Origin of the sequence: Streptomyces sp. R41, assembly GCF_041053055.1 — a bacterium.
GTDB lineage: Bacteria > Actinomycetota > Actinomycetes > Streptomycetales > Streptomycetaceae > Streptomyces.
The window spans coordinates 3716396-3742637 of sequence record NZ_CP163443.1; the positions used below are offsets into that span (position 1 = coordinate 3716396).

Genomic DNA, 26242 nt, shown 5'->3' on the forward strand with positions numbered 1-26242 from the left:
GGGGTTAGTGCCGGTTTGATACGAAATGTGAATCAAAAGTGAAAAAGCGAACCTTACGGATTCAGGCCTCTGCGAATGCGCGGCAAATGCGCAGCCACAGAGGCCTGAATTCCAAAAGGCTATTAGTTGATTATGCCACGCCGTCCTGGCGGTCCAGGACGCTTGCCAGGGCCGCCTCGAATCCGGAAGCCCGGCCCGCGCCCGCCGTCGGGTCCTGCTGGCGGACGTCGATGACGTGACCGGTGAGCTCGGAGAGCAGGACGTCGAGCGAGGTGTGCGCGACGGCCTCGGAGGACAGCAGCGAGCCCGCGGGCTCCTGGCCGAACGCCTTGGTGCGCATCGGGGTCGCGGTGCGCTCGGGGTTGATGCAGTTGACGCGGATGCCGTCGCCGGCCCACTCGTCGGACAGCGCCTGGGTGAGATTCACCATGGCGGCCTTGGTGGAGGAGTAGAGGCTGTACTCGGCGCGGCCGCGGGTGTAGCTGCTGGAGGTGTAGAGCAGCAGTTGACCCTTGGTCTCGGCCAGGTACTTGTACGAGGAGCGGGCGATCTGCACCGGGGCCAGGTAGTTGACCTTCAGCGCTTCCTCGATGGTCGCGTTGTCCGTCTCGGCGAGCTTGCCGATCCGCAGCACGCCCGCGGTGTTGATGACGTAGTCGATGCGCCCGGTCTCGGCGTACGCCGTGGACAGCGCGTCGTCGACCTCCTCCGGGTTCTCGACGTGCGTGCCGGTGGTCGAGCGGCCCAGCGCGTACGTCTTCGCGCCGTAGCCCTCGGCGAGTTCGGCGATGTCCTTGCCGATGCCGTACGAACCGCCGAAGACCACCACGGTCTTGCCGGTGAGCAGCTCGCGGTAGGCGGCCTCGTCGGCCTGCTCGGGCGCGGCGGTGGAGGCGAGCTGGAAGAGCTTGTCGGCGATGAAGACGTCGACGGGCTGAGTGACCTTCATGTTGTACTCGTCGCCCGCGACGACGTGGATCGGCACGTCCGGCAGGTACTTGAGCACGACGGAACAGTCGTCCGTGGCCTGGAAGTTGGGGTCGCCCGCAGCGACCTCGTAGGCACGGCGGATGGTGGACAGCTTGAACGCCTGGGGCGTCTGGCCACGGCGCAGCCGGGAGCGGTCCGGGATCTCGGTGATGAACTCGCCGTCCTCGCCGTGCGTGCGGGTCACGATGATCGTGTCCGCGGACGGGATGGCGACGTCGACGGCCTGGTAGCGCTCAAGGGCCGTGACGCAGTCGTCTATGACACGCTCGGACAGCAGCGGGCGCACGGCGTCGTGGAACAGGACGTTGGCGTCCTCGCCCTCGGCCAGGCCCTCGCCGAGTGCGGCGATGGCTCGCTCGGTGGTCTCGTTCCGCGTCGAGCCGCCCTCGATCACCTTGGTGACCTTCTTCAGCCCCGCCTTCGCGACGATCTTCTCGACGTCCGGCACATAGCCAGGGGCCATCAGCACGATGATGTCGTCGATCGAGTCGGCCTGTTCGAAGGTGGTCAGCGTGTGCTCGATGACCGCCTTGCCGGCGATCTTCAGCAGCTGCTTCGGAATCGACAGACCCACGCGCTGACCGGTGCCGCCGGCCAGGATCACTGCGGTCGTACGGGGCTTGGCAAAGTGCTCAGACACAGATGACCTACCTTGGGGCGACAGGGAACTTGGGAATGGTCCCACTTACGGTTACTGCCATGCAAGGTGAGCGCCGTCTGCTGCATATGTGCGCGCAACCGGTTATTCACCTTGCACGCAGGCGACTTCCGGGAACCCGGACCGGATTGTCCGGATTTGCTGTGAGTAACTGCACACGTTTCTCGTACGTGTTCTCCTCAGGTTCGTTTGAGGCGCTTGAGCACACGGTGACCCAGGACTCGGACGAGTTCCCGGGACGGCGTCTGGTGAACCGTGCGGGCGGCGGGGCGTGCGGGGGCCTCGGCCGCCACGGCGAGCGCCCCGTACAACGCGTGGGCCGCCACCTCCGGATCGATGCGCGCAGGCTCCGGCTCCGTGCTCGCCGATGGGGGTACGGCGGACAGCAGCGCCGGATCGCCGAGGATCCGTACGCCCATGGCGGCAATCCGCCCGGCCATCTCCCCGCCGATGCCGGCCGCCGCCTCCAGGGCCCAGGTCGGGGTGATGATCCGCGCGTCGTCCGGCGCGGGGCGGCAGGTGTTCTTCATATGCATCACCGCGCCGTTGCGCACCAGCTTGGAATACAGCTCGTCGGGCAGGCCATTGCCGCGGAATTCCATATTGAGTTTCCGGAGCATTTCGGTTTCGGCGAGCGTGAGGGAACGATTCGCCGTGTCCGGCACCTCCACCAGGAGACCGTCGGGCAGACCGAGGAGGGATTCGAAGGTGCGCATCAGACCACCGCGTTCCCGGTCGTCGACCACGACGACGGTGACGTTCTCGGCACCGACGACCCGCGTCCAGCGCTCCACGAGCCGGTCGTGGCGGTGCCGGCGCCAGAAGCTCGGGTTCGGCTTCTCGTACGGGGCCTTGCGCAGCATGTGGTCGAGCCAGTCCTCGTACCCCATGCGCAGACCGTTCTGCACGTACTGCTGCCACTGCGAGGGCATGATCTTCGCCAGCGGCCGCAGTGTGACCAGCACGTGCACCCGGTCCCGGCCCAGGTCGTCGACGATCCGCGCGATGGTCTCGTCGTCGGGCGCGTCCGCGAAGAACTCGCTGCTGATCACCGAGGTGTGCTTCCTGGTGGCGCGCACCGCGTCCAGGAGCCGCTGCCAGTGGCCCTCGGTGGGCGGGGTGTCGCCCATCATGCCGGGCCGGGCGCACACCGCGAGGGCGGCTTCCATGGGGTGCCTGCTGTGCGCGGGGAAGGCGACACCGTGCCCGGCCATCGCGTCCTTCGCGGCGAACAACGCGCCCTGGATCGACGTGGTCCCGGTCTTGTGCGGGCCTATGTGCAGCAGCCGGGTGCCGGAGGGCAACGGCGCGGGGGCAGCCGTCTCAGCGGCTGTCGTGGGGCGTATCGAACAGTCGGTCTCCATGGTAAGAGGACGTTAAGGAGCATTCCTGAGCGCAGACTGAGAAAGCCCTGGGACTCCTGTGAGTCCCAGGGCGTCACTCATGGTTCGGCGTCGGTTCACACGAGCCGTATCGGTGTCGGTTCGCACGAGCCGTATCGGCGTCGGGTTCGCACGAGTCGTATCAGCGTCGGTTCATACGAGCCGTACGCCCGGCTCGGGTGACCGTCACACGAGGCGTACGCCGGGCTTCCCCGCCTCGACGCGCAGCCGGGCCAGCGTGCTGGAGGCGGCGTCCGGCTGCAGAACCGTCTCCGGGACGCGCACCTGGGCGTCGATGCCGTCGCGGCGGATGTCGAAGAGGTGGTAGCCGCGGTGGGCGTCGATGAACTTCCAGTGCGGGTTGTCCGCCATCCGCGGGTCCCACTCCTTGTGGAAGGCCGCCTGATCCTGGTCGCCGCCGCTGGAGATGGAGGTCCCGACGAACTCGGCGCCGACGACGTCGGAGTCCGGGTCGGCGAAGTCCTCCTTGAGATCACTGATCATCGTGAGGTGCCGGTCGCCGGTCATCACGACCGGGTTGCGGAAGCCCGCGAACTCCTCCATGAGGGCGTTGCGTTCGGCCTGGTAACCGTCCCAGGCGTCGTAGTACCAGAGCTTGCCCTCGCCGACCTGGAGGTCGGTCTCGGCCATCATGATCTGAGAGGCGATCAGGTTCCAGCGGGTCGGCGACTTGTGCAGGCCGTCCAGCAGCCAGTCCTTCTGCTCGGCGCCGAGCATGGTGAGCGAGGGGTCCTCGGCGCCCGCCTGGCTGGTCGCCTGGTTGCTGCGGAACTGCCGGGTGTCCAGGACGTTGAGGCGGGCGAGGCGTCCGAAGTCGAGCCGGCGGTACATCTGGATGTGCGGCCCGTTCGGGATCGCGCCGGCGCGGACCGGCATGTGCTCGTAGTACGCCTGGTAGGCGGCGGTCAGCCGGGCGACGAAGGCGTCGTGCGTCTGCTTGTCGGGGTCCTGCGGGATCTCGCCGGCGAAGTCGTTGTCGACCTCGTGGTCGTCGAAGGTGACCACCCAGGGGGCATTGGCGTGCATCGCCGCGAGGTGCGGATCGGTGCGGTACTGCGCGTAGCGGTTGCGGTACTGGACGAGGGTGTACGGCTCGTCGCTGCCCTCGTGCTTGCGTACGGCGGTGGCCGACGGCTTGGACTCGTAGATGTAGTCCCCGACGAAGAGCACGAAGTCCGGATCCTGGTCGAGCATGTCGGCGTACGGCGTGAAGTAGCCGTTCTGCCAGTTCTGGCAGGAGGCGAGAGCGACCCGCAGAGAGCCGCCCGAGCTGTACGGGGGCGGTGCGGTACGGGTGCGGCCGGTCGGCGAGAGCTGTCCCTCGGCGCGGAAGCGGTACCAGTACCGGCGGTCGGGGCGCAGCCCGCGGACGTCGACGTGCACGCTGTGCCCGTACTCGGACCGCGCCTGGGCGGTGCCGCGGCGCACAGGCTTCCGGAAGCGGCTGTCCTCGGAGATCTCCCAGTCGACCGACACCGTGCGGTCGGGCATGCCGCCGCCGTTCAGGGGATCGGGCGCGAGTCGGGTCCACAGCACGATGCCGTCGGGCAGCGGGTCACCGGAGGCGACACCGAGCGTGAACACGCCGTCGGGCAGCGGTGTTTCGGCAGCGCGCGCGGCACTGGGCAGCCAGAGCTGGGCGGAGGCGGCCGCGCCGAGCACGGCGGCCCCGGCGGTGAGAAAGCGGCGTCGATCGCGTGAGACTGCTCCGGACATCGGCGAACTCCCTTGCCTCGGTGGCCCCTTGGACACCGGGAAGCTCACACGGCGCAGCAGCCCGCTCGTTGAACAGAACGCATCGTAGGCATGACAAATGCACGAGCAACGAACGACCCGCCGCGACAGGGAGATTTTGGCGAAACTCCAGTCATTCTTTGGCGAAACTCCCCCGCGTCGCAGCGGGCTTGATGGCACGTCAGTAGGCGAAGCCCTGACCCGGCCGGGCGCCCGCCGCCACCGTGCCCAGCGTGCCCGCACCGAAGGTGTACGAGCCGGTCGGGATGACGCCGGACGCAGTGGATTTGAACGCCCACACCGAACCGGCGTTCGTGTTCTCACCGGGGGCACCGACGGCGAGTTCGGCACGTCCGTCGCGGTTGGCGTCGATCAGCCGGGTGGCCGAGCCGAAGACGTCCTGGTTCTCGGCGGTGCCGGGCACCCCGGCGCTGTTCGCGATCGGGACGGCGGTGGCGGTCGTGGCGAACAGGGTGATCGCTACGACGGTCGCGCGCCGGGTTCTCGGCAGGGCAGGCTCGGACACGTCGACTTCGGGCGTCTGGAAGCAAGTCGGGCGCGAAGAGGAAGATCCTCATCCGCGCCCACTACGGCTTGCGGCCCGCCTGGTCGGTTGCCCTGCCCATGCCGTGGATTGCCCTGGCGTTCACTTGGGGCGGCGGCTGAGTGGGGGCTGGGGGTGGGTTTTTCGCCCCCTCCGCCCCTGCCCGTCCCGTACCTGGGGGCTGCGCCCCCAGACCCCCTAAAAGACTGCGCAGTTCCCCGCGCCCCCAAGTGGGGCGCGGGGAACTGCGCGACAAGCCCTCACGGGTAGGGGCCAGGGCGAAAAACCGCCCCCCAGCCCCACCGACCCGCCCCTAGAACGGCTCGAAGTCGTCGTACTCCTTCTCCGCCTCGTCCCGCTCCGCCTGCTTGTCCCGGCGACGCTGGGCGGCGGGCCGCGGCGCGTCGAACCGGTGGTCCTCACCACGGCGACCGAGCATCTCCGCACCGGCCATGACCGTCGGCTCCCAGTCGAAGACGACCGCGTTCTCCTCGGGGCCGATGGCGACGCCGTCACCCGTGCGGGCGCCCGCCTTCATCAGCTCTTCCTCGACGCCGAGGCGGTTGAGGCGGTCGGCGAGGTAGCCGACGGCCTCGTCGTTGTTGAAGTCGGTCTGACGGACCCAGCGTTCGGGCTTCTCACCGCGCACGCGGAAGAGGCCGTCCTCCTCCTGGACCACGGTGAAGCCGGCGTCGTCGACCGCCTTCGGGCGGATGACGATCCGGGTCGCCTCCTCCTTGGGCTTGGCGGCCCGCGCCTGCCCGACCAGCTCGGCGAGCGCGAAGGACAGCTCCTTGAGGCCCGTGTGCGCGACCGCGGACACCGCGAAGACGCGGTAACCGCGCGCCTCCAGGTCCGGACGGACCATCTCGGCCAGGTCCTTGCCGTCCGGCACGTCGATCTTGTTGAGGACGACGACGCGCGGCCGGTTGTCGAGACCGCCGTACTGCTTCAGCTCCTCCTCGATGATGTCGAGGTCGGAGACGGGGTCGCGGTCGGACTCCAGAGTCGCGGTGTCCAGGACGTGGACCAGGACGCTGCAGCGCTCGACGTGGCGGAGGAACTCCAGGCCGAGGCCCTTGCCCTGGCTCGCGCCGGGAATGAGTCCGGGCACGTCGGCGATCGTGTAGACGGTCTCGCCGGCGGTCACGACACCCAGGTTGGGGACGAGAGTCGTGAACGGGTAGTCCGCGATCTTCGGCTTGGCGGCCGACAGGACCGAGATGAGCGACGACTTGCCGGCGCTCGGGTAGCCGACCAGGGCCACGTCCGCGACCGTCTTCAGCTCAAGGACGATGTCCTGCAGGTCCCCGGGCACGCCGAGCAGCGCGAAGCCGGGCGCCTTGCGACGGGCCGAGGCCAGCGCCGCGTTGCCGAGGCCCCCACGGCCGCCCTGCGCGGCGACGTACGACGTGCCGTGGCCGACGAGGTCCGCGAGCACGTTGCCCGCCCCGTCGAGCACGACCGTGCCGTCCGGCACCGGCAGGATCAGGTCCTGGCCGTCCTTGCCGGAACGGTTGCCGCCCTCGCCGGGCTTGCCGTTGGTGGCGCTGCGGTGCGGTTTGTGGTGGTAGTCGAGCAGCGTGGTGACGGACTGGTCGACGACCAGCATCACGTCACCGCCACGGCCGCCGTTGCCGCCATCGGGGCCGCCCAGCGGCTTGAACTTCTCCCGGTGTACGGAGGCACAGCCGTGGCCTCCGCTACCCGCGGCGACATGCAGCTCGACGCGGTCCACGAAGGTGGTCATGGGGGGTGCCTCCAGCACTTCGGTTACTTCGGTCCCGTACGGAAAGGTCTCGCGTACGGATGCGTACGCAATGTCTCGTGTACGGATGCGTACGGAATGTCTTGCGTACGGAATGTCTCTTGCGTACTGCGTCTACTAACAACACGCGAAAGGCGGACCCGCCTTCCCGATCGGGAAGTGAGGTCCGCCTCGCGAAGAACTCTGTTCTACGGAGCCTGTGTCCTGAGGGGACTGATCAGGCGACCGGAACGATGTTCACGACCTTGCGGCCACGGTGGGTACCGAACTCCACCGCACCGGCGTCAAGGGCGAACAGCGTGTCGTCCTTGCCACGGCCGACGCCGTTGCCCGGGTGGAAGTGGGTACCGCGCTGGCGGACCAGGATCTCACCGGCGTTGACGACCTGACCGCCGAAGCGCTTCACGCCGAGCCGCTGAGCATTGGAGTCGCGACCGTTCCGAGTGGACGATGCGCCCTTCTTGTGTGCCATCTCTCCTCAGTCCCTTACTTCGCAGCCGCGGGGATCTCAGTGACCTTGATCGCCGTGTACTGCTGGCGGTGGCCCTGACGACGGCGGTAGCCGGTCTTGTTCTTGTAGCGAAGGATGTCGATCTTCGCGCCCTTGTGGTGGTCCACGACCTCGGCCTGGACCTTGATACCGGCCAGCACCCACGGGTCGCTGGTCACGGCGTCGCCGTCGACAACGAGCAGGGTCGAGAGCTCGACCGTGTCGCCAACCTTGGCAGTGGAAATCTTGTCAACCTCAACGATGTCGCCGACAGCAACCTTGTGCTGGCGACCACCGCTGCGCACGATGGCGTACACGCGGATCTCTCTCTCGCTCGGAACGGAATCCCCGCAGTCCAGCCGCGCGCTTGCGCGAACGGCCTCTCCCGAAGCGCCGAGCGCCGGGAGGAAGAGGTTTACGGGAATGCGGCGCGTCTATGGACACGCCGACGGTCAAGGTTACGGGGCCACGACCGAAAGGGTCAAACCAGGCCGGGCCCCACAGGTGTGCCACCGGTCACGCCGACACCCCCGGCCCTGCGAATCCGCAGGACAGGGGGCGTCGGTCGAGCCGGATTCCGGAGCGCTCGCGCGCCCGGAGACGGTGGCTCAGCCCTCGTCGGTCGAAGCCGAGACGGAGGACAGGGTCTGCTCCGCCGCCGCGGTCTTCTTCGCCGTCGCCTTGGTGGCCGCGGCCTTCTTCGCGGTCACCTTCTTGGCCGTGGCCTTCTTGGCGGCCGTCTTCTTGGCAGCGGTCTTCTTGGTGGCGGCCTTCTTCGCCGTCACCTTCTTGGCCGTCTTACGGGCGGCCGCCTTCTTGGCGGCGGCCGGAGCCTCGGACTCGGCCGCGTCGGCCGTCTCGACGACCTCCGCCGGCTCGACGACCTCGGCCGTCTCCACGGACGCCGTCGCCGACGGGACGACCACGACGGCCGCCTCCTCGGACGCGGTGGGCGCGGTGGCCTTGCGGACGGCTCGGCGGCGCGGACGGGCCGGGGCGGCGCTCTCGGCGGGCGCCTCGGCGGCAGGCTCGACCACGGGCTCGGGCTTCGGCTCGACGACCTCCGAGGCGACCTCGGGGGCGGCTTCCGGCACGGAAACCGGCTCCGTGACCGTCACCACGGCCTCTTCCGCCACCTTCGGCGAACCGGCCGGGGCCGACACCTTGCGGGTCGCACGGCGGCGCGTACGGCCCTTGGGAGCGGCCTCCTCCTGTACGGGGGCCTCCGCGACCGCGGGTGCCTCGGGCGCCTCGACGACCGGGTCCTCGACCGCGACAGGCTCGGACTCGGCGGCCTCCCGCGACTTGAGGGCCCGCTCGGCGCGCTCCTCACGCTTCGTCGGAGGACGCCCCTCAGCCTTCGGCGCACCGGCCGGAGCCGACGCGCGCCGGGTCGCCCGGCGCCGCGAACGGCCACGGGTGGCCGCGGCCTCCGCCTCGGCGGCGCTGCCGTACAGCTCCTCGTCCGGCTCGAACTCGGGCGCGGGCAGCGCGGTGGGCTCGGCGGCCTCGGCAGCCACCTCGGCCTCGGTCTCCACCTCGATGACCTCGGCGGCTTCGGCAGCCTCGGTCGTCTCCGACGCCACGGCCTCGTGCTCGTGCTCGAGCGGCTGCTCAGCGCCGCCACGGCCGCGCTTCTTGCGCTTGCCGCCGCCTCCGACGGAGGTCGGCTGCTCCATGTGCACGATGACGCCGCGGCCGTTGCAGTGGACGCAGGTCTCGGAGAAGGACTCCAGCAGGCCCTGCCCGACGCGCTTGCGCGTCATCTGCACCAGACCCAGCGACGTCACTTCCGCCACCTGGTGCTTCGTACGGTCGCGTCCCAGGCATTCCAGGAGGCGCCGCAGCACCAGGTCCCGGTTGGACTCCAGGACCATGTCGATGAAGTCGATGACGACGATGCCGCCCAGGTCGCGCAGCCGCAGCTGGCGCACGATCTCCTCGGCCGCTTCCAAGTTGTTCCTGGTCACGGTCTCTTCGAGGTTGCCGCCCTGACCGGTGAACTTGCCGGTGTTGACGTCGATCACGACCATGGCTTCGGTCTTGTCGATCACCAGCGAACCGCCGCTCGGCAGCCAGACCTTGCGGTCCAGCGCCTTCATCAGCTGCTCGTCGATCCGGTACGTCGCGAAGACGTCGACCTCGGAGGTCCACCTCGACAGCCGGTCGGCCAGGTCGGGCGCGACATGCGCGACGTACCCGTGGATGGTCTCCCACGCCTCGTCGCCGCTCACGATGACCTTGGAGAAGTCCTCGTTGAAGATGTCGCGGACGACTCGGACGGTCATGTCCGGCTCGCCGTACAGCAGCGTCGGAGCGTTGCCGTTCTTCGCCTTCTTCTGGATGTCCTCCCACTGCGCCTGCAGTCGCTCGACATCGCGGCGCAGCTCGTCCTCGCTCGCGCCCTCGGCGGCGGTGCGCACGATGACGCCCGCGTCCTCGGGGACGATCTTCTTGAGGATGGTCTTCAGACGCGCGCGCTCGGTGTCGGGCAGCTTGCGGCTGATGCCGGTCATCGAGCCCTCGGGCACGTAGACCAGGTAGCGGCCGGGGAGGGAGACCTGGCTGGTGAGGCGGGCGCCCTTGTGACCGATCGGGTCCTTGGTGACCTGCACGAGGACCGACTGGCCGGACTTCAGCGCGGACTCGATGCGGCGCGGCCCGTTGGCCATGCCCAGCGCCTCGAAGTTGACCTCACCTGCGTAGAGCACCGCGTTGCGGCCCTTGCCGATGTCGATGAAGGCGGCCTCCATCGACGGCAGCACGTTCTGGACCTTGCCCAGGTAGACGTTGCCGACGTACGAGGTCGACTGCTCCTTGTTGACGTAGTGCTCGACGAGCACGTTGTCTTCCAGGACGCCGATCTGGGTGCGCTCGCCGCTCTGGCGGACGACCATCACACGCTCGACGGCCTCGCGGCGGGCCAGGAACTCGGCCTCGGTGATGATCGGGACGCGGCGACGGCCCTGCTCGCGCCCTTCACGACGACGCTGCTTCTTCGCTTCGAGGCGGGTCGAGCCCTTGATGGACTGCACCTCGTCCGTGCCGTCGCCGGGCCGCTCGTCCTTCTTGCCGCGCGGCTCGCGGACCTTGACGACGGTGCGCTCGGGGTCGTTCTCGCCGGGCTCGACGTCGGTGCCGGAGTCACCGGCGCGACGACGGCGACGACGACGGCGACGGCTGCTGCTGGAGCCGGAACCGCCCGACTCCTCGCGCTCCTCGGCCTCCTCGGCGTCTTCCTCGGCCTGCTCGGCGGTGTCCTCGGCGTCCTGCGCGGCCTGCTCGGCGGCGTACTCGTCCTCGCCCGCCTCGCCGTCCGTCTCTGCGGACTCGCCACGGCGACGGCGACGGCCGCCACGACGGCGACGGCGACGGGAGCCCGCGGACTCCTCCTCGCCCTCGTCACCCTCGACGGCGTCCTCGGCGGACTCGGCGTCCTCGGCCTCTTCGGCGGCCTCCGCGGTCACGGCCGCGGGCTCCTCCTCGACGGCCCGGCGACGCCGGCGACGGCGCGGCCCGGTCTCCTCCTGGACGACCTCGGCGGCCTCTGCGGCCTCGGGGGCCACAGCGGCCGCAGCGGGCTCGGTGACCTCCGCGACCTCCTCAGCCGCCTCGGCGGCAGCCGCTGCGGCGGCGCGCTCGGGAGTCTGGAACATCGGCTCGGTGAACACGGGCGCCTGGAACACGGCGACGGCGGGACGCTTGGGCCGCTGCGCGGACTCGGCTTCCTTCGGCGCGGGCGCGGAGAAACCGACGGCGGCCTTGCGGGTGGCACGGCGGCGCGTACGACGCGGGGCGCCGTCCTCGGCGGCCTCGGTATCGGCGCTCTCGGTGCTCTCGGTGGGCTTGTTCTCGCTGGTCACGGGCGCCTCCACACGCTCGTCGGCGGCGTCGCCCTCGGGCGCACCGGCGGGCGCGGAGACGCGCCGGGTGGCACGACGACGGGTGGTGCGGCGGGGTGCGGCTTCCTCGACGGCGGCGGGGGCCTCGGCGGACACGTCGGCGCTCACAGGCTCCTCGACCGCCTCAGCCGTCGCCACGGCCTCACCGGCCTCGACGATCTCGGCCGCCTTGGGTGCCCCGGTCGGCGCCGAGGCGCGACGGGTCGCACGACGACGCGTACGACCGGCGGGCGCGGTCTCCTCCACGGCGGCGGGGGCGGGGGTCTCAGCGGGGGTCTCTTCGACCTCGGTCGCGACCTCGGCCTCGGCCGGAACCGCGGGCACCACGGTCTCAGCGGCCTCGGCCGTCTCGGGCGCACCGGTGGGTGCGGAGACGCGGCGGGTGGCACGACGACGCGTACGACGCGGGGCGGCTTCCTCGGTCTCGGCCACGGGCGCCGGGGTCTCGACGACCGCGGCGGTCTCTTCAGCCTCAGCCGCCGCTACGGCCTCAGCGGCCTCTTCCGTCTCGACGACCTCGGCGTGCACGGAGGTCTCGTCCTGCGCGAGGGGGGACGCCACGGCCGGTATGGCCGGCGCGGTGGTCTCGGCCGCGGCCTCGGAGGCGGCGGCCGGCGGACCTGCGGGGCGCGACGCCGCACGGCGGCGGCGCCGCGGCGGCAGGGTGTCGCTCGGGGTGTTGTTGTTTTCGGAACCCTCAGTGGGTTCGGTCGGCTCGAGCATGCGGGTGGATCTCCCGTCAGGCTCCCGGGCGCCGCGCCTGGTCCGGCAGTGCCGGTGACGTCCGCGGCTCGCGCGATGCGCGGTGCCGCCGTCCGGGGCGCGGGCGCCGCACGGGAGCTCTCTGTGTCCTGTCTCACCGGTTCCGTACGCCATGTGTGCGTACGGCCTGGCGAAAGTCTTCTGGTCGGTGCGCTGCCCGACCCAGGTGGCTCCCGGATACGAGGGCGGCGCTACGACATCTGTCCTTACGCGGGACCTTCCTTACGCCGGCGCCTTCGCGGTGGCAGATGCGGCGACCGCCTCTTCGTGAGAGGGCGGGACGGCCGTGACTGCCTCGCGGTCGGGCGCGAGCGGGTCGGTCACCGTGCCGGTCTCTTCATCGAACAGCCCCTGCGCCAGCCTGGTCACCGCTGCGGCGACCGGCGGCGCCAGGTCGGCCACGGCGCGAAGACCGGACAGGACGTCGTCGGGTCGAACGGCAGGCGTCACGTGCCGAACAACCAGCCGCAGTATCGCACAGGGCTGGTCGGTCGGCCTATCAGCCTGTGGACTCTGCGTCTCGCTGTGCGTCTCAAGGCTTGCTACGGCGCTGCGGGCGTCGAACGTCCGCATGCCGTTCTTCGTCCTGCGCTGGACCTCGACGACATCGGCCGCCTTGAAGGCCTCGACCGCGCGCTCCGCGTCTGCCGGGTCCACGCCGTCCAGGCGCAGCTCCCACACGGAAGCGGTGAGCCGGTCGGCGAGACCCGAGGTACGGGCCTCGACCGCGTCGATGATGTCGAGCCCTGCGGGCAACGACTCGTCGAGGAGCTCGCGCAGCTTGTCCGGGTCACGCGTCTCGGTGAGCGCGATCTCCAGATACTCCGCCTCACTGCCCGTGCCGGTGGGTGCGGCATTGGCGTACGACACCTTCGGATGCGGCGTGAACCCCGCCGAGTACGCCATGGGCACCTCGGCACGGCGCAACGCACGCTCGAAGGCGCGCTGGAAGTCACGGTGGCTGGTGAACCGGAGGCGGCCGCGCTTGGTGTAGCGCAGTCGGATGCGCTGCACCGCGGGTGCGGGCGGCGGGCCTTCGGGCTGTCGCTTGCCCAGTGTCGTTCAGTCCTTCGTGAGAGCGGTCGTACTGCTACCTAGAGTACGTGTCTCGCCGGGCTGTGGTTCCCGGCGGGGCTTCGCCAAAGGCACCCGCTCCGGCTCGCGCGGGGCGCCGAAGAGCATCCGCCGGAAGTCGGCGCGGGCCTGCCGTGCGGACTCGCGGGCGGCGGCCAGGGCCTGCCGTGTCGCCCGTCCCACGCTGCGCGCGGCCTCGGCGGCGGGCCGCAGGACCGTGTCACGAATGACGTGCCCGACGGGCGTCAGCACGGCCTGGTACGCCCAGCGCACCGGCTCCACGAAGATCCACCGGAAGAGTCGCCCGAGGAACCGCCCGACGGCGAGCGAGATGTGTCCTGCTATGCGCCAGGCATGCCCCAGGGCCGCGCCGATCTCCCTGCCGATGACGGCGAGCACGCGTCCGACCGGCACGAGCACCCAGCGCCATATCGCGAGCGCGGGCAGCACCAGCAGGATGCGCAGCGTCCAGTAGATCGCGGCGCCGATCCCGGTGAAGATCATCCGTACGAGCCACACGAGACCGCGCGCCAGCCAGGCGATCCCCCTGCCGACGGGCGCGAGAACCCACTCGTACAGCCACCGGGCCGGCAGGACGAGGAGGTACCGCGCCAGCCAGGCAACGGCGGTGTACACCCCGATCCCGACGGCCGTGAGCACCAGCCCCAATCCCTTGAACAACCACACGATCGCGTGCCCGACAGGCGTGAGAACCCACTCGTACAGCCACCGGGCCGGTACGACGAGGAGGTACCGCGCCAGCCAGGCAACGGCGGTGTACACCCCGATCCCGACGGCCGTGAGCACCAGCCCCAATCCCTTGAACAACCAGACGATCGCGTGTCCGACAGGCGTGAGTACCCGCGTGTACAGCCACGCGAGTCCGAGCGCGATGCCCCCGAACACCCGGGCGATCCCGGCCCCGATCCCCCGCGCCGCCCACGCGATCGCGTGTCCGATGGGCGTCAGCACCGTGCGGTACAGCCACACCGCGGGTACGACGATCAGCACATGGCCGAGCCAGGCCAGCACCCTGCCGACCGGCACGACCACGTAACGCCACAAGGTCACCCACGGCCAGACGAACACCGCCCACGCCACCCAGGCCAGCACCCGCCCGACCGGCCGCAGCACGGTGTCCCGCAGGAACCTTCCGCCCACGACCAGCGCGTCCCACACCATCCGCACCGGCAAGACCAGGACGAGCACCACGATCCGTACGGGAATGCGGATCGCGACGGCGAGGCACCCCTCGGCCTGCGCCACGGGCCGCTCAGCAGGCGCCTTTTCCAGATCCATACCTGCGTAGACGCGTCAGACGCCGTCATGGATGCGGTCGGTGGGCACCCAGTACCGGAGCTTCCCGTCCCGCTCGTCCTCGAACTCCCCGCCGGCCGCCTCGATCACCTTGCGGGAGCCGATGTTCGTGATGTCGCAGGTGACCAGCACTCGGTCGAGCCCAAGGCCATGGGCGTACGGCAGCACATCCCGGAGCATCGCCGTGGCGTACCCCTTGCGGCGGGCGCTCGGACGTACGCCGTACCCGATGTGCCCGCCGAGTTCGAGCAGCGAGGGCGTGAGCCGGTGCCGTATCTGGATGCGCCCGAGGTAGGAGTCCCCGTCGACGTACCAGTACCAGGTGGCGGGCACGAACCCCTCCGGGCGGCGCCCCTCCTCCAGCTCCTCCTCACGGATCGCGGCGACGTACCGCGCGAAGCCGTGCGACTCGTGCCAGGTGTCCCCGTACAAGTCCAGCTCTCTATTGAGGGTGTCGCCGAAGAACTCACCCTCGGCGACGTTCTCCCGCACGGCCCCCAGGAAGGAGGCCCGGTAACGGACATGAGGCGTCGTCAGCTGTGGCATGGAGGCAGTGTGCAGGGGCGACCGCCTTGCGCGCAGGCCCTGGCACGTACCGGAACCGCGGCCGCTCATCCACGCGGGAGTGAGCCGCAACAGCGCCCGATCGGCCTCATGTGAGCCCGATAGGGCATCAATGTGCAAAAAATGACCCATCAGCACGTATGAATTAGTCCGATACGTGGACAACTGTGCGCGTTTCTGACCGAATACGCCTCTCAACCCACCGGACTCAGGTCAAGCTCTCACCCGGCTTCGGGGAATCCCCCCGGGACAGGTTGAATGCAAGGAGCACGTAGATGAGTCCTGAGTACAGGACGCGTTCGCTACTCGGGCCGCTGGCGCGAGACAGGTTCAAGAAGGCCGGAATGGTGGCCTCGCTCGCGCTGGTCGTGGCAACCGGCGTTGTCAGCCCGAGCGTCGCAGCGGCCCAGGGCGTGACCGGTCACGCGACCGCGACGAACCGCTACGGCGGGGACGAGTGCAAGCACGACTCGAAGAAGCACATGTCGATGGCCTTCGGGGCCCCGCACGGCGGCGACAAGGACAAGTGCAAGGGCGCGACCGGCGCGACCGGTCCGAAGGGCGCCACGGGCGCCACGGGAGCCACCGGCCCGAAGGGCAACACGGGAGCCACGGGTGCCACGGGTGCCACCGGTGCCACCGGCACCGGCGCGACCGGTGCCACGGGTGGAACGGGTGCCACGGGTGGAACGGGTGCCACCGGAGCCACCGGACCGTGCGCCGACATCGACGCCAGCCAGGACAGCAACAACTTCGAGGTGCGGTCCGTGCTGACCCCCGGCACTCCAGCACGGACGTACGCGGGCATTCGTGACCTCACGGGCGCGACACCCGGGCCCTTCCTGTGGACCGACCTCACCAGCCACCCCGACTACCCGCAGAACGCCTGTGGAGTTTCCGTCGCCCAGCACAGCCTGGGCGGCCAGGCGGAAGGGGACTTGAGGGTCGACGTCGTGACCACCGCGGGAACGGTCTGGGAGACCAACTGCCAGATCGTCACCAGCAACCGAACTCTGAACTGTGACAACAACGCCTGGGTCCTCGTGAACAGGCAGCCGGCCGCCGGGGCCGTCAACGGCGGGACCATCGTCCCGTAAGTCCAACCGTCCGGCACACCGCATAAGGGGCGTCCGATGGACCGTAACGGACCGTCGGACGCCCCTTGCGGCGCCCGGAGCCTCTGCCCACAAATCTGCACAACAAGAAGACGAAGTGGTCGTCGCCGAGGACCCGGTCGCCGTGGCAGACCAGTGCGCACACGTCCAACTCGGGGGGCCGTCGCCCCTCCTACCAGTCGGCCACCCCGCTGTCTTGCGCGGTCCATGGAGATCGCCCACCGTCATTCGAGCGCCGGGCCTCACGGCTTGCCCTCATCGCCCGGGACCAGCAGCATGCACTGCGCCAGAACCACCCGGTATGGCGGGCACCTCGGACCGTTGCGCCTCGACCCGCTGTTCGTACTCCACCTGCTACGCCGCCAGTTGCCGCTGCCGTTGTGCCTCGGCGTCCTGCGCGGCCTGCCAGTCCCGTACGAAACGAGCCCGCGCCTCGGCCTGCACCCGCACACACCGCCCAGACACCGGCCAACCCGGCAGAGCGACTACCCATCCGTGCAGGCCCGCCCCCGGGATGCCGGTTCCCGGGGCGGCGCGTCAGCCCGCCAGGGCGGCTAGCTCTTCTCCTTGCGTACGAGCAGGCTCACGGTCATCCCCGTCACCGATTCACTCGCGGACAGCTTGTACTGGCTCTGCAGGGCGTTCGCCTGCATCGGGTTGATGGCGGTGAAAGGGAAGTCGGCGCCCTGGGTCAGCAGCCAGATACGTTGCTCGCCCTTGAGGCAATGGACCGGGGCGGAGCACTCGACCGGGTAAAGGTCGTTGATCGCGGTGGGGGTCCTGGACAGGAAGACGTCGCGCATCTTCAGGTCGCGGGGCAGGTAGTACTGGACTCCGCTGTCGAGCTTCCAGGTGTTCGCGCGGTCGTAGACGACGGCGTCCCCGGGCTGGTGGCGCTGCTTGATCACGTCGGCCGCCGCCGCGTAGTCGAGGGGCACGGGGGCGTCGTGCTCGAACGGCTGTCGCATCTGTTTCTGATCGGACAGGGTGAGGACGGCCAGCGCCGCGACGAGGGCCGCGGTGGCTTTCCGGGAGCGGGGGACCGTGGAGAGGCCGGCGCCGGCGAGGAGTGCCCAGGCCGGGAGGGTGAAGAGGACGTAGACGTGGCGGAAGTAGGAGACCTCGCCGTGCGAGGCGAGCCAGACGAGGACGGGGGGCACAAGGGCCCAGGTGCCGCACAGGAGCAGGGGGGCCTTGCGCGGCGAACGGGCCAGAAGGGCAAGGGCGATCAGGGCGCCGGCGCACAGCGCGGAGGCGAAGACGTCACGCATCATCGACAGGAATGCCCAGGAGTCGGGCTCCGGGACCCAGTACAGCTGGCGTTGCGCCTGGGAGCGGCCGAGCAGGGCGACCGGGGCGACGCAGCCGGCGGTGGCCAGAAGAGCTAGGCCGGACTTCCACCACAGGGAGCGGTCCTGTCGCGCATGGGCCGCGAGCACGCAGGCGTGGGCGAGTACGACGGACAGCGCGATCAGGTGGAGAAGTCCGACGACGGCCAGGGTGAGTGAGTAGGCAGCCCATCGCCAGGGACTGCGAGGGTTGTCCAGCGCCCGGAGCAGCAGGAGCGTCGCCAGGGAGACGGCGAAAATCACCAGCGCGTAGCTGCGGGCTTCCTGGCCATAGCGGCTCACCGCCGGCACGATCGCGAAGAGAATTCCGGCGAGAATCCCGGCACGGTGTCCGAAGAGCCGGTCTCCGATGAGACTCACTACGGACGCGGTTCCGGCCACTGCCAACGCGGTGGGAATCCGCAGGGAAATGACGGAATCGCCGAAGAGCCCCACCCACAGGTGCATCAGCAGGTAATACGTGCCGTGCACGGCGTCGACGTTCTGGAGAGTGGCGAGGATCTGGCCGGTGCTGCGGTTCACCATGTCCCAGGTGACCAATTCGTCGCGGCCCAGCTGAGAGTCGGCCAGTCCGTAGTCGGTCAGGCCGAAAGTGAGGACGAACGGCCACAGCCACAGGCCGGTCCGGCTACCTCCGGGCTCGGGGGCCTCGGCGCTCCGGAATTCATCGCGTGAAGCGGGAATCGGCGCGGTGATTACCATAAAAATCTCCCATGCCCGGCAGCAGGAACTGCTCACTTATACACAGGCGCGGGCAGCCGGAACGACAGGCAGGTCGAGCCACCACCTATATGGGCGTCAAGTCTCCGGCGACGGTGCTTGCTTGGGGTTTCGCGACTCACTAAAGTCACCGCTCGATCCTTTTCATCACAGAAAAGAAGAAGACATGAAAACGGTCTGCCTCAATATGATCGTCAAGAATGAGGCACACGTGATCCGACGCTGCCTCGAATCCGTGCGCCCCCTTGTCGACACATGGGTCATCCTTGACACAGGCTCGGCCGACGGCACCCAGGACGTCATCCGCGAAACTCTCGCCGACCTGCCCGGGGCGCTGTACGAGAGCCCTTGGAAGGGCTTCGACCTGAGCCGCACCGAGGCGATCGATCTGGCACGGGACCGCGCGGACTACCTTCTGTTCATCGACGCCGACGACGTGATGGAGACCGGTCCGGGCTTCACGATGCCGGAACTGACCTATGACTGCTACGACTTCGAGGTGCGCCACGGTCCCATCGTCCACTGGCGCCCGACGATGGTGTCGACGCGCCTCCCCTGGCGGTACGTCGGTGTGCTGCACGAGTACCTGGAGTGCGACACGCCTTTCAGCCGGGCGACCTTCGAAGGCGCGCGCATGGTCATCATGGGCGGCGGCGGACGTCTCCAGGGAAGCCAGCGGAAGAAGTATCTCCGCGATGCCGCGATCCTCAAGGAGGGACTCACCAAGGAGCCGGACAACGCCCGTTACGCCTTCTATCTTGCCCAGAGCTGGCGCGACGCAGGTGAACCCGCGAAGGCGCTCGCCGCGTACGACCGGCGCGCGGCCATGGGCGGCTTCGCCGAGGAAGCGTTCTGTGCCCGGCTCTACGCGGCGCGGCTCGCGGTGGATCTCAAGCGCCGGATGCCCGAGGTCATGTCCCGTTTCCTGGAGGCGCACGAGTACCGGCCCACACGGGCCGAACCGCTCGGTGAGCTCGCACACCTGTGCCGTATGAACGGAGAGCGCTGGCCGCTCGCGTACATGTTCGCGCGGCGCGCGGTGGAGATCCCGCAGCCGGAGGACATCCTGTTCGTGGAGCATCCCTGGTACGACTGGCGAGCGCTGGACGAACTGGCCGTGGCGTCGTACTGGGTGGGCGCGTACCGCGAATCCCTGGAGTGCTGCGAGAAGCTACTGGACGGCGGGAAGTTGCCCGACGCCCATCGTGAACGAGTCGTCGCGAACAGGGACTTCGCGCGCGCCAAGCTCCGTCTGGGCTCCGGGGCGGGCGCGAGGACACTCGTCGGCAACTGATCCGGCGGCAGAACGGCCGTCGTTCCGCGCGGAGACCGGACATCGGCAGGGGAAGCGGCCGGCCATACTGCCGCCCCTCCCAGTCTGCCACGAGCGCTGATTTCACCCTCTATGCCGCCGAGGAGCGCGAGGCCGTGCCCGCCGCGGCCGTCGCCGCCTCCCCGGGCTGCGGCAACCCCACCGCGCTGGCAGACCCCCACGAGGGCGAACGCGTCCTGGACCTGGGCTCCGGCGCGGCATCGACGTCCTGCTCTCCGCCCGCGGCGTCGGCCCACATCAGGGTGATCGTGGAGAACGCCTCGCGCAGCGCGGCGGTGGTGCGGAACGCACCGTCGCGGTCCTGCGAGGAGGCGGTCGTGACCACGACGGCCGGCAGCAGCCCGCCGGTGTCGACCGCGACGTGCCGCTTGCGGCCTTGATCTTCTTCCCGCCGTCGTACCCGTTGCCGGCGGTCGGGATGTTGTCGGCGGCGCGGACGGTCTGGGAGTCGATCACGGCCGCGGTCGGCACTGGGCCACGCCCGTCGGCCAGACGCGCACCTTCACACAGCGCTGCGCGAGTGGCAAGCCTGGACAGCCCTCTCCCACCAGGAGTTCTTCACCTGCCGGGCGAACCGCCCATCGATCGAGCGCGCGTGGGCCGTTCGCAGTGGCCGGATGTTCCGCCCGGCACCCAACACCTTTTGCCGACGCCGTCGACGAAGGCGCGTCAGTGGTGGTGGCCTTGCCGGCCGAGGGTCTCCACGGGGGTCGCGCCGGGGCGGGTCCACTGGGGCACGGGCCGGCTGGTCGGACCCCAGGTGGCGTTCCCGTCGGCGTCCGAGCGCCAGTACCAGCAGGCCTGGCGGCCCACAGACGGGTGCCCCTCGCGGACATCGCCGATCACAGGCCGGCCTTCGGGGTTGTCCTCCCACGCCTCGCCGCGGCCGTAAGGCGTCATGTCGAGCAGGCTGAGGGACCCGTTGACCGGCTCGTTGCCACGGCCCGTCGTGGAGTAGGTGAGGAACACACGGTCGCCGTCGCGCAGGAAGCAGGTGATGTAACCCATGCTGCCGCCGACCGGCGCGTCCACGTCGCGCACCGAGTACCAGGGCTGGGTGTAGCCCATGAACTCGACGTAGGAGGCCACCTCGTCCCACGGGCCCGTGGTCAGGATGGCGAACGAGACGCCGCGGGCGTTGAGGTAGACGGCGTCCTTCATGTGCCAGGCCGTGGTGGTGCAGCCCTCGCACTGCCCCTGGTGCGGCGCGCCGTCGTACCACATGTGCTTGTAGACCACGAGCTCGTCGCGGCCCTGGAACAGGTCCAGGAACGGGACCGGCCCGTCGGGTCCGACGACCTCGACCGTCCCGTCGAGCTCCACCATCGGCAGCCGCCGCCGGGCCGCGGCGATCGCGTCGCCCTCATGAGTGTGCGCCTTCTCGCGGACCAGCAGCTCCTCGCGCGCCGCCTGCCAGGTGGCCAGGTCGACGACCGGCGGCTTGCCGGGGAGGTTGCTGCTCGCGTTGCCGGGCGTGGTCGTCATGGTGTCCTCCGTGGTGTCGTGCCGGGCAGCGTCGTACCACGTCCTACGACGCTCACCAGAACAGACTCGCGGCCCGGCCGGAACTCATCGCGGCAGGGGGCGCCCTCGGCCGAGCCTGCACGGACCACGCCGGGCTGACAAGTTCACAGATGCGCTCTTGGGCAGCCTGCATTCGCAGAAAGAACCGGGCACCGGAGCGGCCTGACCAACCAGTTGCGCGAATGCCCTGACAGCCGCCACCCGGACGGGGAAGGCTTCCTCTCGCTCCACGCACGTCACACCCGGGGGGGATCATGGCCGACAGTCCGCAGCGCCCGCCACGGCCCGACGAGGAGGATCTCGTCCGGTTTCACAACGGCGACACCCTCGACAACATCCCGGTCGTCCGACTGCGCGAAGACGCTGCCCGGCGTCATCCGTGGCTCAAGTGGGGCGGGTTGGCGGTCCTTGCCGGCGCGGTGGGAGCGCTCGCCGGCTTCGGGGTGGCTTCGCTCATCGGCGGCACCTCGCCGCAGGGTGCGGACGCTGCGGCGCATGCAGCACCGACGGCGGTGGCCACGAGCACGACCACGGCGTCCCCCGAGACGGATTCAGCCACGCCGTCGGCGTCGATCTGGACAGCTCCCTCACCTTCGACCGAGCCACCCGAGATCACGACGCAAGCCGGCCTCGAACAGGTGCGCGTCATCCAGGCACCCACGACAGGCGGTGATCCGAGCACGTCGTACTGCCTCGTCTACACAGGATCGGACAGCGCAGGCGTGAAGGACGCGATCCTGCTCGCGAACACACCCGCCTACCAGTGCGCCGACCTGCTTCCGTACGACCTGACGCACGGTGCTTTCCTGACGGAGATGCCCGAGTGCGAGCCTCCGTCCCGCGCCGCGGTGCTCTCTTTCGCGGACAGCGCGGGCTGGGGCGAAGCGGTCTATTTCACATGCCTGACCCGGCATCACGGTGCGTAGGACTCGAACCCGGGCCTACAACCGGCGCAGGTTCCGGTCGAGGACGCCCCGCAATCGGTCCACGTCGGCCGGATCCTGGGCTCCGCGCTTGGGCAGTACCAAGAAGATCCTGGTCCGCCGGGTGGTGAGGACGACTCCGGCGACCACTCCGCAGCCGACCACGAGGGCCGTCATCGCGGATGCGAAGCCCCTGAGCTCCGAGAAGAACAGCAACAGCAACAGGATCAAGGCCGGCGGGACGAGCAGGCCCCACCCAGGAGCGGAGGGCGGCACCCCCGGCCTCTCGCTCCTCAGAAGCAGTTCGACCTCGTACTGGATCGTTGACGAGCCTCGATGCGGTGAATGCGGCGTTCTCGGCGCATCCTGACCTCGGGAGGTGCTACTGGCCGTCCGCCGACGGCAGGTCCTGTTCGGTCCAGATCGTCTTGCCGGTGGGGGTGTAGCGCGTGCCCCAGTGGTGGGTCATCTGGGCGATGATGAACAGCCCCCGGCCTCCCTCGTCGTCGCTCGCGGCGTGCCGCAGATTGGGCGTGGTGTGGCCGGTGTCGGAGACTTCGCAGATCAGGGTCCGGTCGCGGATCAGGCGTACCTGGATCGGGCCGCCGACGTAGCGGATGGCGTTGGTGACGAGTTCGCTGACGATGAGCTCGCTGGCGAACGCCAGGTCGTCCAGCCCCCAGTCGCCGAGCTGCTTGCTGACGGCGGCGCGGATGGTGGCCACCGCCGCCGGGTCCGGGGGCAGTTCCCACTGGGTGAACTGCTTCCGGTCGAGCAGGTGCGTACGGGCCACGAGCAGCGTCGCGTCCTCGTCCACCGGCCCGGGCAGCAGGCAGGTCACCGCCCGGTCGCACAGCTCTTCCAGGGACCCTCGGTCGTCGGCGAGGACCTGGGACAGCTGCGCGAGCCCGGCGTCACGGCCGTCGGTCGCCTGGAGGAGACCGCCCGTGAAGAGGGCGATGAGACTGCCCGGCGGGAGCTCCAGTTCCGTGCTCTGGTAGGGCGGGCCACCGAACCCCAGCGGCGGTCCGGGGGGCAGCTCCGGATAGTCGACGACGCCCGTGTGCGGTTCGACGACCGCCAGCACCGACTCCCCTGCCCGCGCCAGGCTGCACTTCCCCGAGCCGGGGTCGTACACCCCGTACAGACACGTCACGCCCAGGGCCTCGTCGACCTGCGGCCTCAGGTGGCCCGGGCCGTGGCCGGCCCCGCCCTCGTGCGCGGTCTGCTCGACCAGGTCGCCCAGGCGGGACAGGAGCTCGTCCGGGCTCAGGTCCAGCCGGGCCAGGACGCGCACACCCGTGCGCAGGCGTCCCATGGTGGCCGCGGCGCGCAGGCCGTGACCGAGTACGTCCCCGACGACCAGGCCGACCCGGGTGCCCGACAGGGGGATGACGTCGTACCAGTCGCCGCCCACCCCGGACCCGCTGTCGGCGGGCAGATAGCGGCTCGCCGAGTCGACGGCGGCGTGCGGCGGCAGACGGCGCGGAAGAAGGCTCCGCTGGAGTTTGAGGGCCACCGCGTGGCCACGGGTGACCACCGGCATCAGCAGGAGACCGAGCAGCAGGGCGCCCAGGCCCAGGACGGTGACCCCGCCGGTCGGTCCGATCAGCGGCAGGTCGACGCTGGTCGCCCCGTACCCGGGGTCCGCGTAGACGAAGGCGGCGTAGAGAAACAGGCAAAGCATGATCAGCCCGCCCAGCCCGGGCAACACGCCCTTGAAGACAAGGTCCCTGGTACTCCGATTGAGGATCTTGCGGTGGTACCAGACGCAGGCGAATCCGGTCAGCCCGTAGTGGAACGCGATCGCGAGGCCCACCGAATCGACCGAGTCGGCCAGCACGTTCCCGCTGAAGGAGGCCAGCAGTACGAGCAAGGCGATCGAGACCGCTCCCATGCCGACGGTCGACCAGGTCGGGGTGAGGAACTTGCGGTGGACCCGGGCGAACCGGGACGGGAGGGCCTTGTGGACCGCCATGGAGAAGACGGTCCGGGCCAGCGGCAGGATGGTGGTCTGGGTGGAGGCGAGCGCCGAGGTCAGCACCATCAGGATCAGCAGTCTCGACAGGAAAAGCCCTGTGTCGCTGCTCCCGAAGACGGCCTCGCCCAGACCGGAGAACACATCGTCCGAGTTGCTGATGTTGCCCAGCCCGACGCCCGAGGAGCCGACTCCGGCGAAGGCCTGCGCCGAGGTGGCCACGAGCGCGTACGTGATCAGGAGCAACACGGTGGACGTGACCGCGGCGCGCCCGGGGATGCGTGTGCTGTCGACGGTTTCCTCGTTGATCGAGACGGCGGTGTCCCAGCCCCAGTAGATGAAGACTCCCGCCAGGAGGCCCGAAGTGAGGCCCTTCACCGAGGACACCTCGAAGGGGTTGAACCAGGAGGCGGAGACATGGATCGCCGTCGGGGGAGCGTCGGTATAGGCCCTGACCATCGCGGCGACGGCGAGAAGGACCAGCATCCCCACTTCCAGGCACAGCAGCCAGCGCTGGACGGCGGCCGAGAACTGGATGCCGACGTAGCAGACCGTGGTCATCACGGCGATCCAGACGACGCCCGCCACGGTGGTCCACAGCCGGTCATCCGCCAGTCCGTTCAGGCCCACCAACCGAAAGGTGTAGGTACCGGCGATCTCGGCGAGGCTCGCCATGACGATGACGTTCGCGACGATGATGCCCCAGCCGCCCATCCAGCCGGTGCGTGGGCCGAAGGCGCGGGTTGCCCAGGTGAAGGTGGTTCCGCAGTCGGCGTTGCTCGCGTTGAGCTCCCGGTAGGCGTACGCGATCAGCAGCATCGGCACGAACGACAGCATGATGATGATCGGGGCCTGCAGGCCGACCGCCGCCACGATGAGGCCCAGCGTTGCGGCGAGGCTGTAGGCCGGGGCGGTGGAGGCCAACCCGATGACCACCGAGGAGAACATGCCCAGGGCGTCGTTCTTGAGCCCTTTCCGGCCGGCCCCCGTCCCGGGAGCGGGGCGGCCGGCGGACACGGCGCCGCGAAAGTGCCTCACACTTGATTCCAACGCCAGGCCGCTCCCCTCCGCAACAGCGCAGGGCAGCAGGAAAGCCGCCGGTCACACAAGCGAGCAGCCCGGGTGACGCCGTACGAAGGCCCGTACCGAGCTCAGACCAACTCAACCACTGAGTGGACGTCCGAGGAGCCTCTGGCCCCCGCCAGTCGCCTTCCTAAGCCTCCTTAACCGCGGCGATGCCCAGTTTTGGGCATCCTGCCGTCTCGTCGGCCGGCGACCGATGAGTTCCCGAGCCCGGTGGGGTCTACCTCTGCACAAGCGAAAGCTGCGCACGAGCTCTGTGAGGGGACCATGACCACCCACGCACTACCCCCCGTCGTCGACGCCGCAACTTGGGAGCGCCAGCTCGAGGCACTGCGTGCCCGGGAGAAGGCCGCGACGCGGGAGCTTGACGCCATCGCCGCCGAGCGTCGTCGCCTGCCGATGGTCGAGATGCCCGACTACACCCTCGAGGGCGAGGACGGCCCCGTTCGGCTGGCGGACATCTTCGAAGGCAAGAGGCAACTGATCGTCTACAACCACATGTGGTTCGCCGGCAAGGAATGGCAGTGCCCGGGCTGCACGGGGTTCACTTCGCAGTACACCCGCCTGGAATTCCTGGACAACTACGATGCGCGATTCGTCATCGTCACCCAGGGCCCGATCAAAGAGGCACTCGCCTACAAGCAGCGGGTCGGCAACCAGATGGCGTGGTACTCGACTGCCGACAGCTCATTCGGGGCCGACGTCGGCGCACCGCCCGACGGAGGATTCGCGGTCAACGTGTTCCTGCGCGACGGCGACACCGTCTATCGCACCTGGCACACCAACGGCCGGGGTACCGAACAGCTCAGTCACACCTTCGCGCTGATCGATCTCCTACCGTACGGACGGCAGGAGGAATGGCAGGACTCGCCCGAGGGCTGGCCTCAGTCGCCCACCTACAGCCGCTGGGCGACGTCCAAGGACATCGCTGCGCTCTATGGCTCGGGCTCCGGCGGCGGCGGCGGCGGCGGCGGCTGACCTGATCACGGACTCCATGCCGGTAGAGCCCCC

At 69.5% G+C, this 26242-nt stretch carries 19 protein-coding genes and 2 pseudogenes; 5 read left to right on the top strand and 16 right to left on the bottom strand.

The features are described from left to right. Positions 1-130 precede the first annotated feature (130 nt). From AB5J53_RS17240 to AB5J53_RS17290, 11 genes are all read right to left on the bottom strand, one after another. The gene (locus tag AB5J53_RS17240; RefSeq protein WP_369246542.1) at positions 131-1630 is read right to left on the bottom strand and encodes a D-ribitol-5-phosphate cytidylyltransferase; all 1500 of its coding nucleotides are present in this window, start codon (positions 1628-1630) and stop codon (positions 131-133) included. Positions 1631-1827: 197 nt separating this feature from the next. Then, on the bottom strand, positions 1828-3012 hold the full coding sequence (locus tag AB5J53_RS17245; protein ID WP_369246543.1) for a hypothetical protein: 1185 nt from the start codon (positions 3010-3012) through the stop codon (positions 1828-1830). 204 nt (positions 3013-3216) lie between these two features. After that, positions 3217-4767, bottom strand: a complete 1551-nt coding sequence (locus AB5J53_RS17250) for an alkaline phosphatase (protein WP_369246544.1) — start codon at positions 4765-4767, stop codon at positions 3217-3219. 199 nt (positions 4768-4966) lie between these two features. After that, positions 4967-5311 carry an FG-GAP repeat protein gene (locus AB5J53_RS17255; protein WP_369246545.1) on the bottom strand — a complete coding sequence of 115 codons (345 nt, stop codon included), beginning with the start codon at positions 5309-5311 and terminating at the stop codon, positions 4967-4969. Positions 5312-5642: 331 nt separating this feature from the next. Beyond that, complete coding sequence (gene obgE / locus AB5J53_RS17260) at positions 5643-7079, bottom strand: GTPase ObgE (protein ID WP_369246546.1); 1437 nt, start codon at positions 7077-7079, stop codon at positions 5643-5645. A gap of 235 nt (positions 7080-7314) precedes the next feature. Next, entirely contained in the window at positions 7315-7569 is a 255-nt protein-coding gene (rpmA, locus tag AB5J53_RS17265; protein ID WP_028802588.1) for a 50S ribosomal protein L27, read from the bottom strand. A gap of 14 nt (positions 7570-7583) precedes the next feature. Further along, positions 7584-7904 carry a 50S ribosomal protein L21 gene (gene rplU, locus AB5J53_RS17270; protein WP_028802589.1) on the bottom strand — a complete coding sequence of 107 codons (321 nt, stop codon included), beginning with the start codon at positions 7902-7904 and terminating at the stop codon, positions 7584-7586. Positions 7905-8195: 291 nt separating this feature from the next. Then, positions 8196-12212 carry an Rne/Rng family ribonuclease gene (locus tag AB5J53_RS17275; RefSeq protein WP_369246547.1) on the bottom strand — a complete coding sequence of 1339 codons (4017 nt, stop codon included), beginning with the start codon at positions 12210-12212 and terminating at the stop codon, positions 8196-8198. A gap of 261 nt (positions 12213-12473) precedes the next feature. Continuing rightward, positions 12474-13265, bottom strand: coding sequence for a TIGR03936 family radical SAM-associated protein (locus tag AB5J53_RS17280; RefSeq protein ID WP_369246548.1), 792 nt, complete (start codon positions 13263-13265; stop codon positions 12474-12476). Between the two features lie 48 nt (positions 13266-13313). Next, positions 13314-14624, bottom strand: a complete 1311-nt coding sequence (locus AB5J53_RS17285; protein ID WP_369246549.1) for a hypothetical protein — start codon at positions 14622-14624, stop codon at positions 13314-13316. 15 nt (positions 14625-14639) lie between these two features. After that, positions 14640-15188, bottom strand: a complete 549-nt coding sequence (locus tag AB5J53_RS17290; protein ID WP_369246550.1) for a GNAT family N-acetyltransferase — start codon at positions 15186-15188, stop codon at positions 14640-14642. Between the two features lie 293 nt (positions 15189-15481). On the opposite strand from AB5J53_RS17290, the gene AB5J53_RS17295 reads away from it, so the two are divergent. Further along, positions 15482-16303: a hypothetical protein gene (locus AB5J53_RS17295; RefSeq protein WP_369246551.1), complete on the top strand. Its 822-nt coding sequence runs from the start codon at positions 15482-15484 to the stop codon at positions 16301-16303. 572 nt (positions 16304-16875) lie between these two features. Here AB5J53_RS17295 and AB5J53_RS17300 read toward each other — a convergent pair. Continuing rightward, positions 16876-18372 carry a glycosyltransferase family 39 protein gene (locus AB5J53_RS17300; protein ID WP_369246552.1) on the bottom strand — a complete coding sequence of 499 codons (1497 nt, stop codon included), beginning with the start codon at positions 18370-18372 and terminating at the stop codon, positions 16876-16878. Between the two features lie 205 nt (positions 18373-18577). Between AB5J53_RS17300 and AB5J53_RS17305 the strand changes: the two genes are divergently transcribed. Together AB5J53_RS17305 and AB5J53_RS17310 are read left to right on the top strand one after the other, a co-directional pair. After that, complete coding sequence (locus AB5J53_RS17305; protein ID WP_369246553.1) at positions 18578-19684, top strand: glycosyltransferase; 1107 nt, start codon at positions 18578-18580, stop codon at positions 19682-19684. A gap of 104 nt (positions 19685-19788) precedes the next feature. Further along, positions 19789-19958 (top strand): annotated as a pseudogene (locus AB5J53_RS17310) (arsenite S-adenosylmethyltransferase); the annotation flags it as partial. Between the two features lie 45 nt (positions 19959-20003). Here the strand turns inward: AB5J53_RS17310 and AB5J53_RS17315 are convergent. Together AB5J53_RS17315 and AB5J53_RS17320 are read right to left on the bottom strand one after the other, a co-directional pair. After that, positions 20004-20215, bottom strand: a pseudogene (locus AB5J53_RS17315) (transposase); the annotation flags it as partial. Between the two features lie 177 nt (positions 20216-20392). Beyond that, positions 20393-21208, bottom strand: a complete 816-nt coding sequence (locus AB5J53_RS17320; RefSeq protein WP_369246554.1) for a DUF899 domain-containing protein — start codon at positions 21206-21208, stop codon at positions 20393-20395. A 293-nt stretch (positions 21209-21501) separates the two neighbouring features. Here AB5J53_RS17320 and AB5J53_RS17325 point away from each other — a divergent pair, with 293 nt between their 5' ends. Beyond that, on the top strand, positions 21502-22173 hold the full coding sequence (locus tag AB5J53_RS17325; protein ID WP_369246555.1) for a hypothetical protein: 672 nt from the start codon (positions 21502-21504) through the stop codon (positions 22171-22173). Positions 22174-22188: 15 nt separating this feature from the next. Here AB5J53_RS17325 and AB5J53_RS17330 read toward each other — a convergent pair whose 3' ends face one another. Then, positions 22189-22446 carry a hypothetical protein gene (locus tag AB5J53_RS17330; protein ID WP_369246556.1) on the bottom strand — a complete coding sequence of 86 codons (258 nt, stop codon included), beginning with the start codon at positions 22444-22446 and terminating at the stop codon, positions 22189-22191. Between the two features lie 106 nt (positions 22447-22552). Next, complete coding sequence (locus tag AB5J53_RS17335; RefSeq protein WP_369252288.1) at positions 22553-25096, bottom strand: amino acid permease; 2544 nt, start codon at positions 25094-25096, stop codon at positions 22553-22555. Positions 25097-25498: 402 nt separating this feature from the next. On the opposite strand from AB5J53_RS17335, the gene AB5J53_RS17340 reads away from it, so the two are divergent. Then, a complete protein-coding gene (locus AB5J53_RS17340) occupies positions 25499-26209 on the top strand; it encodes a DUF899 domain-containing protein (protein WP_369246557.1) in 711 nt (236 codons plus the stop codon). The last annotated feature ends 33 nt before the right edge of the window (positions 26210-26242 follow it).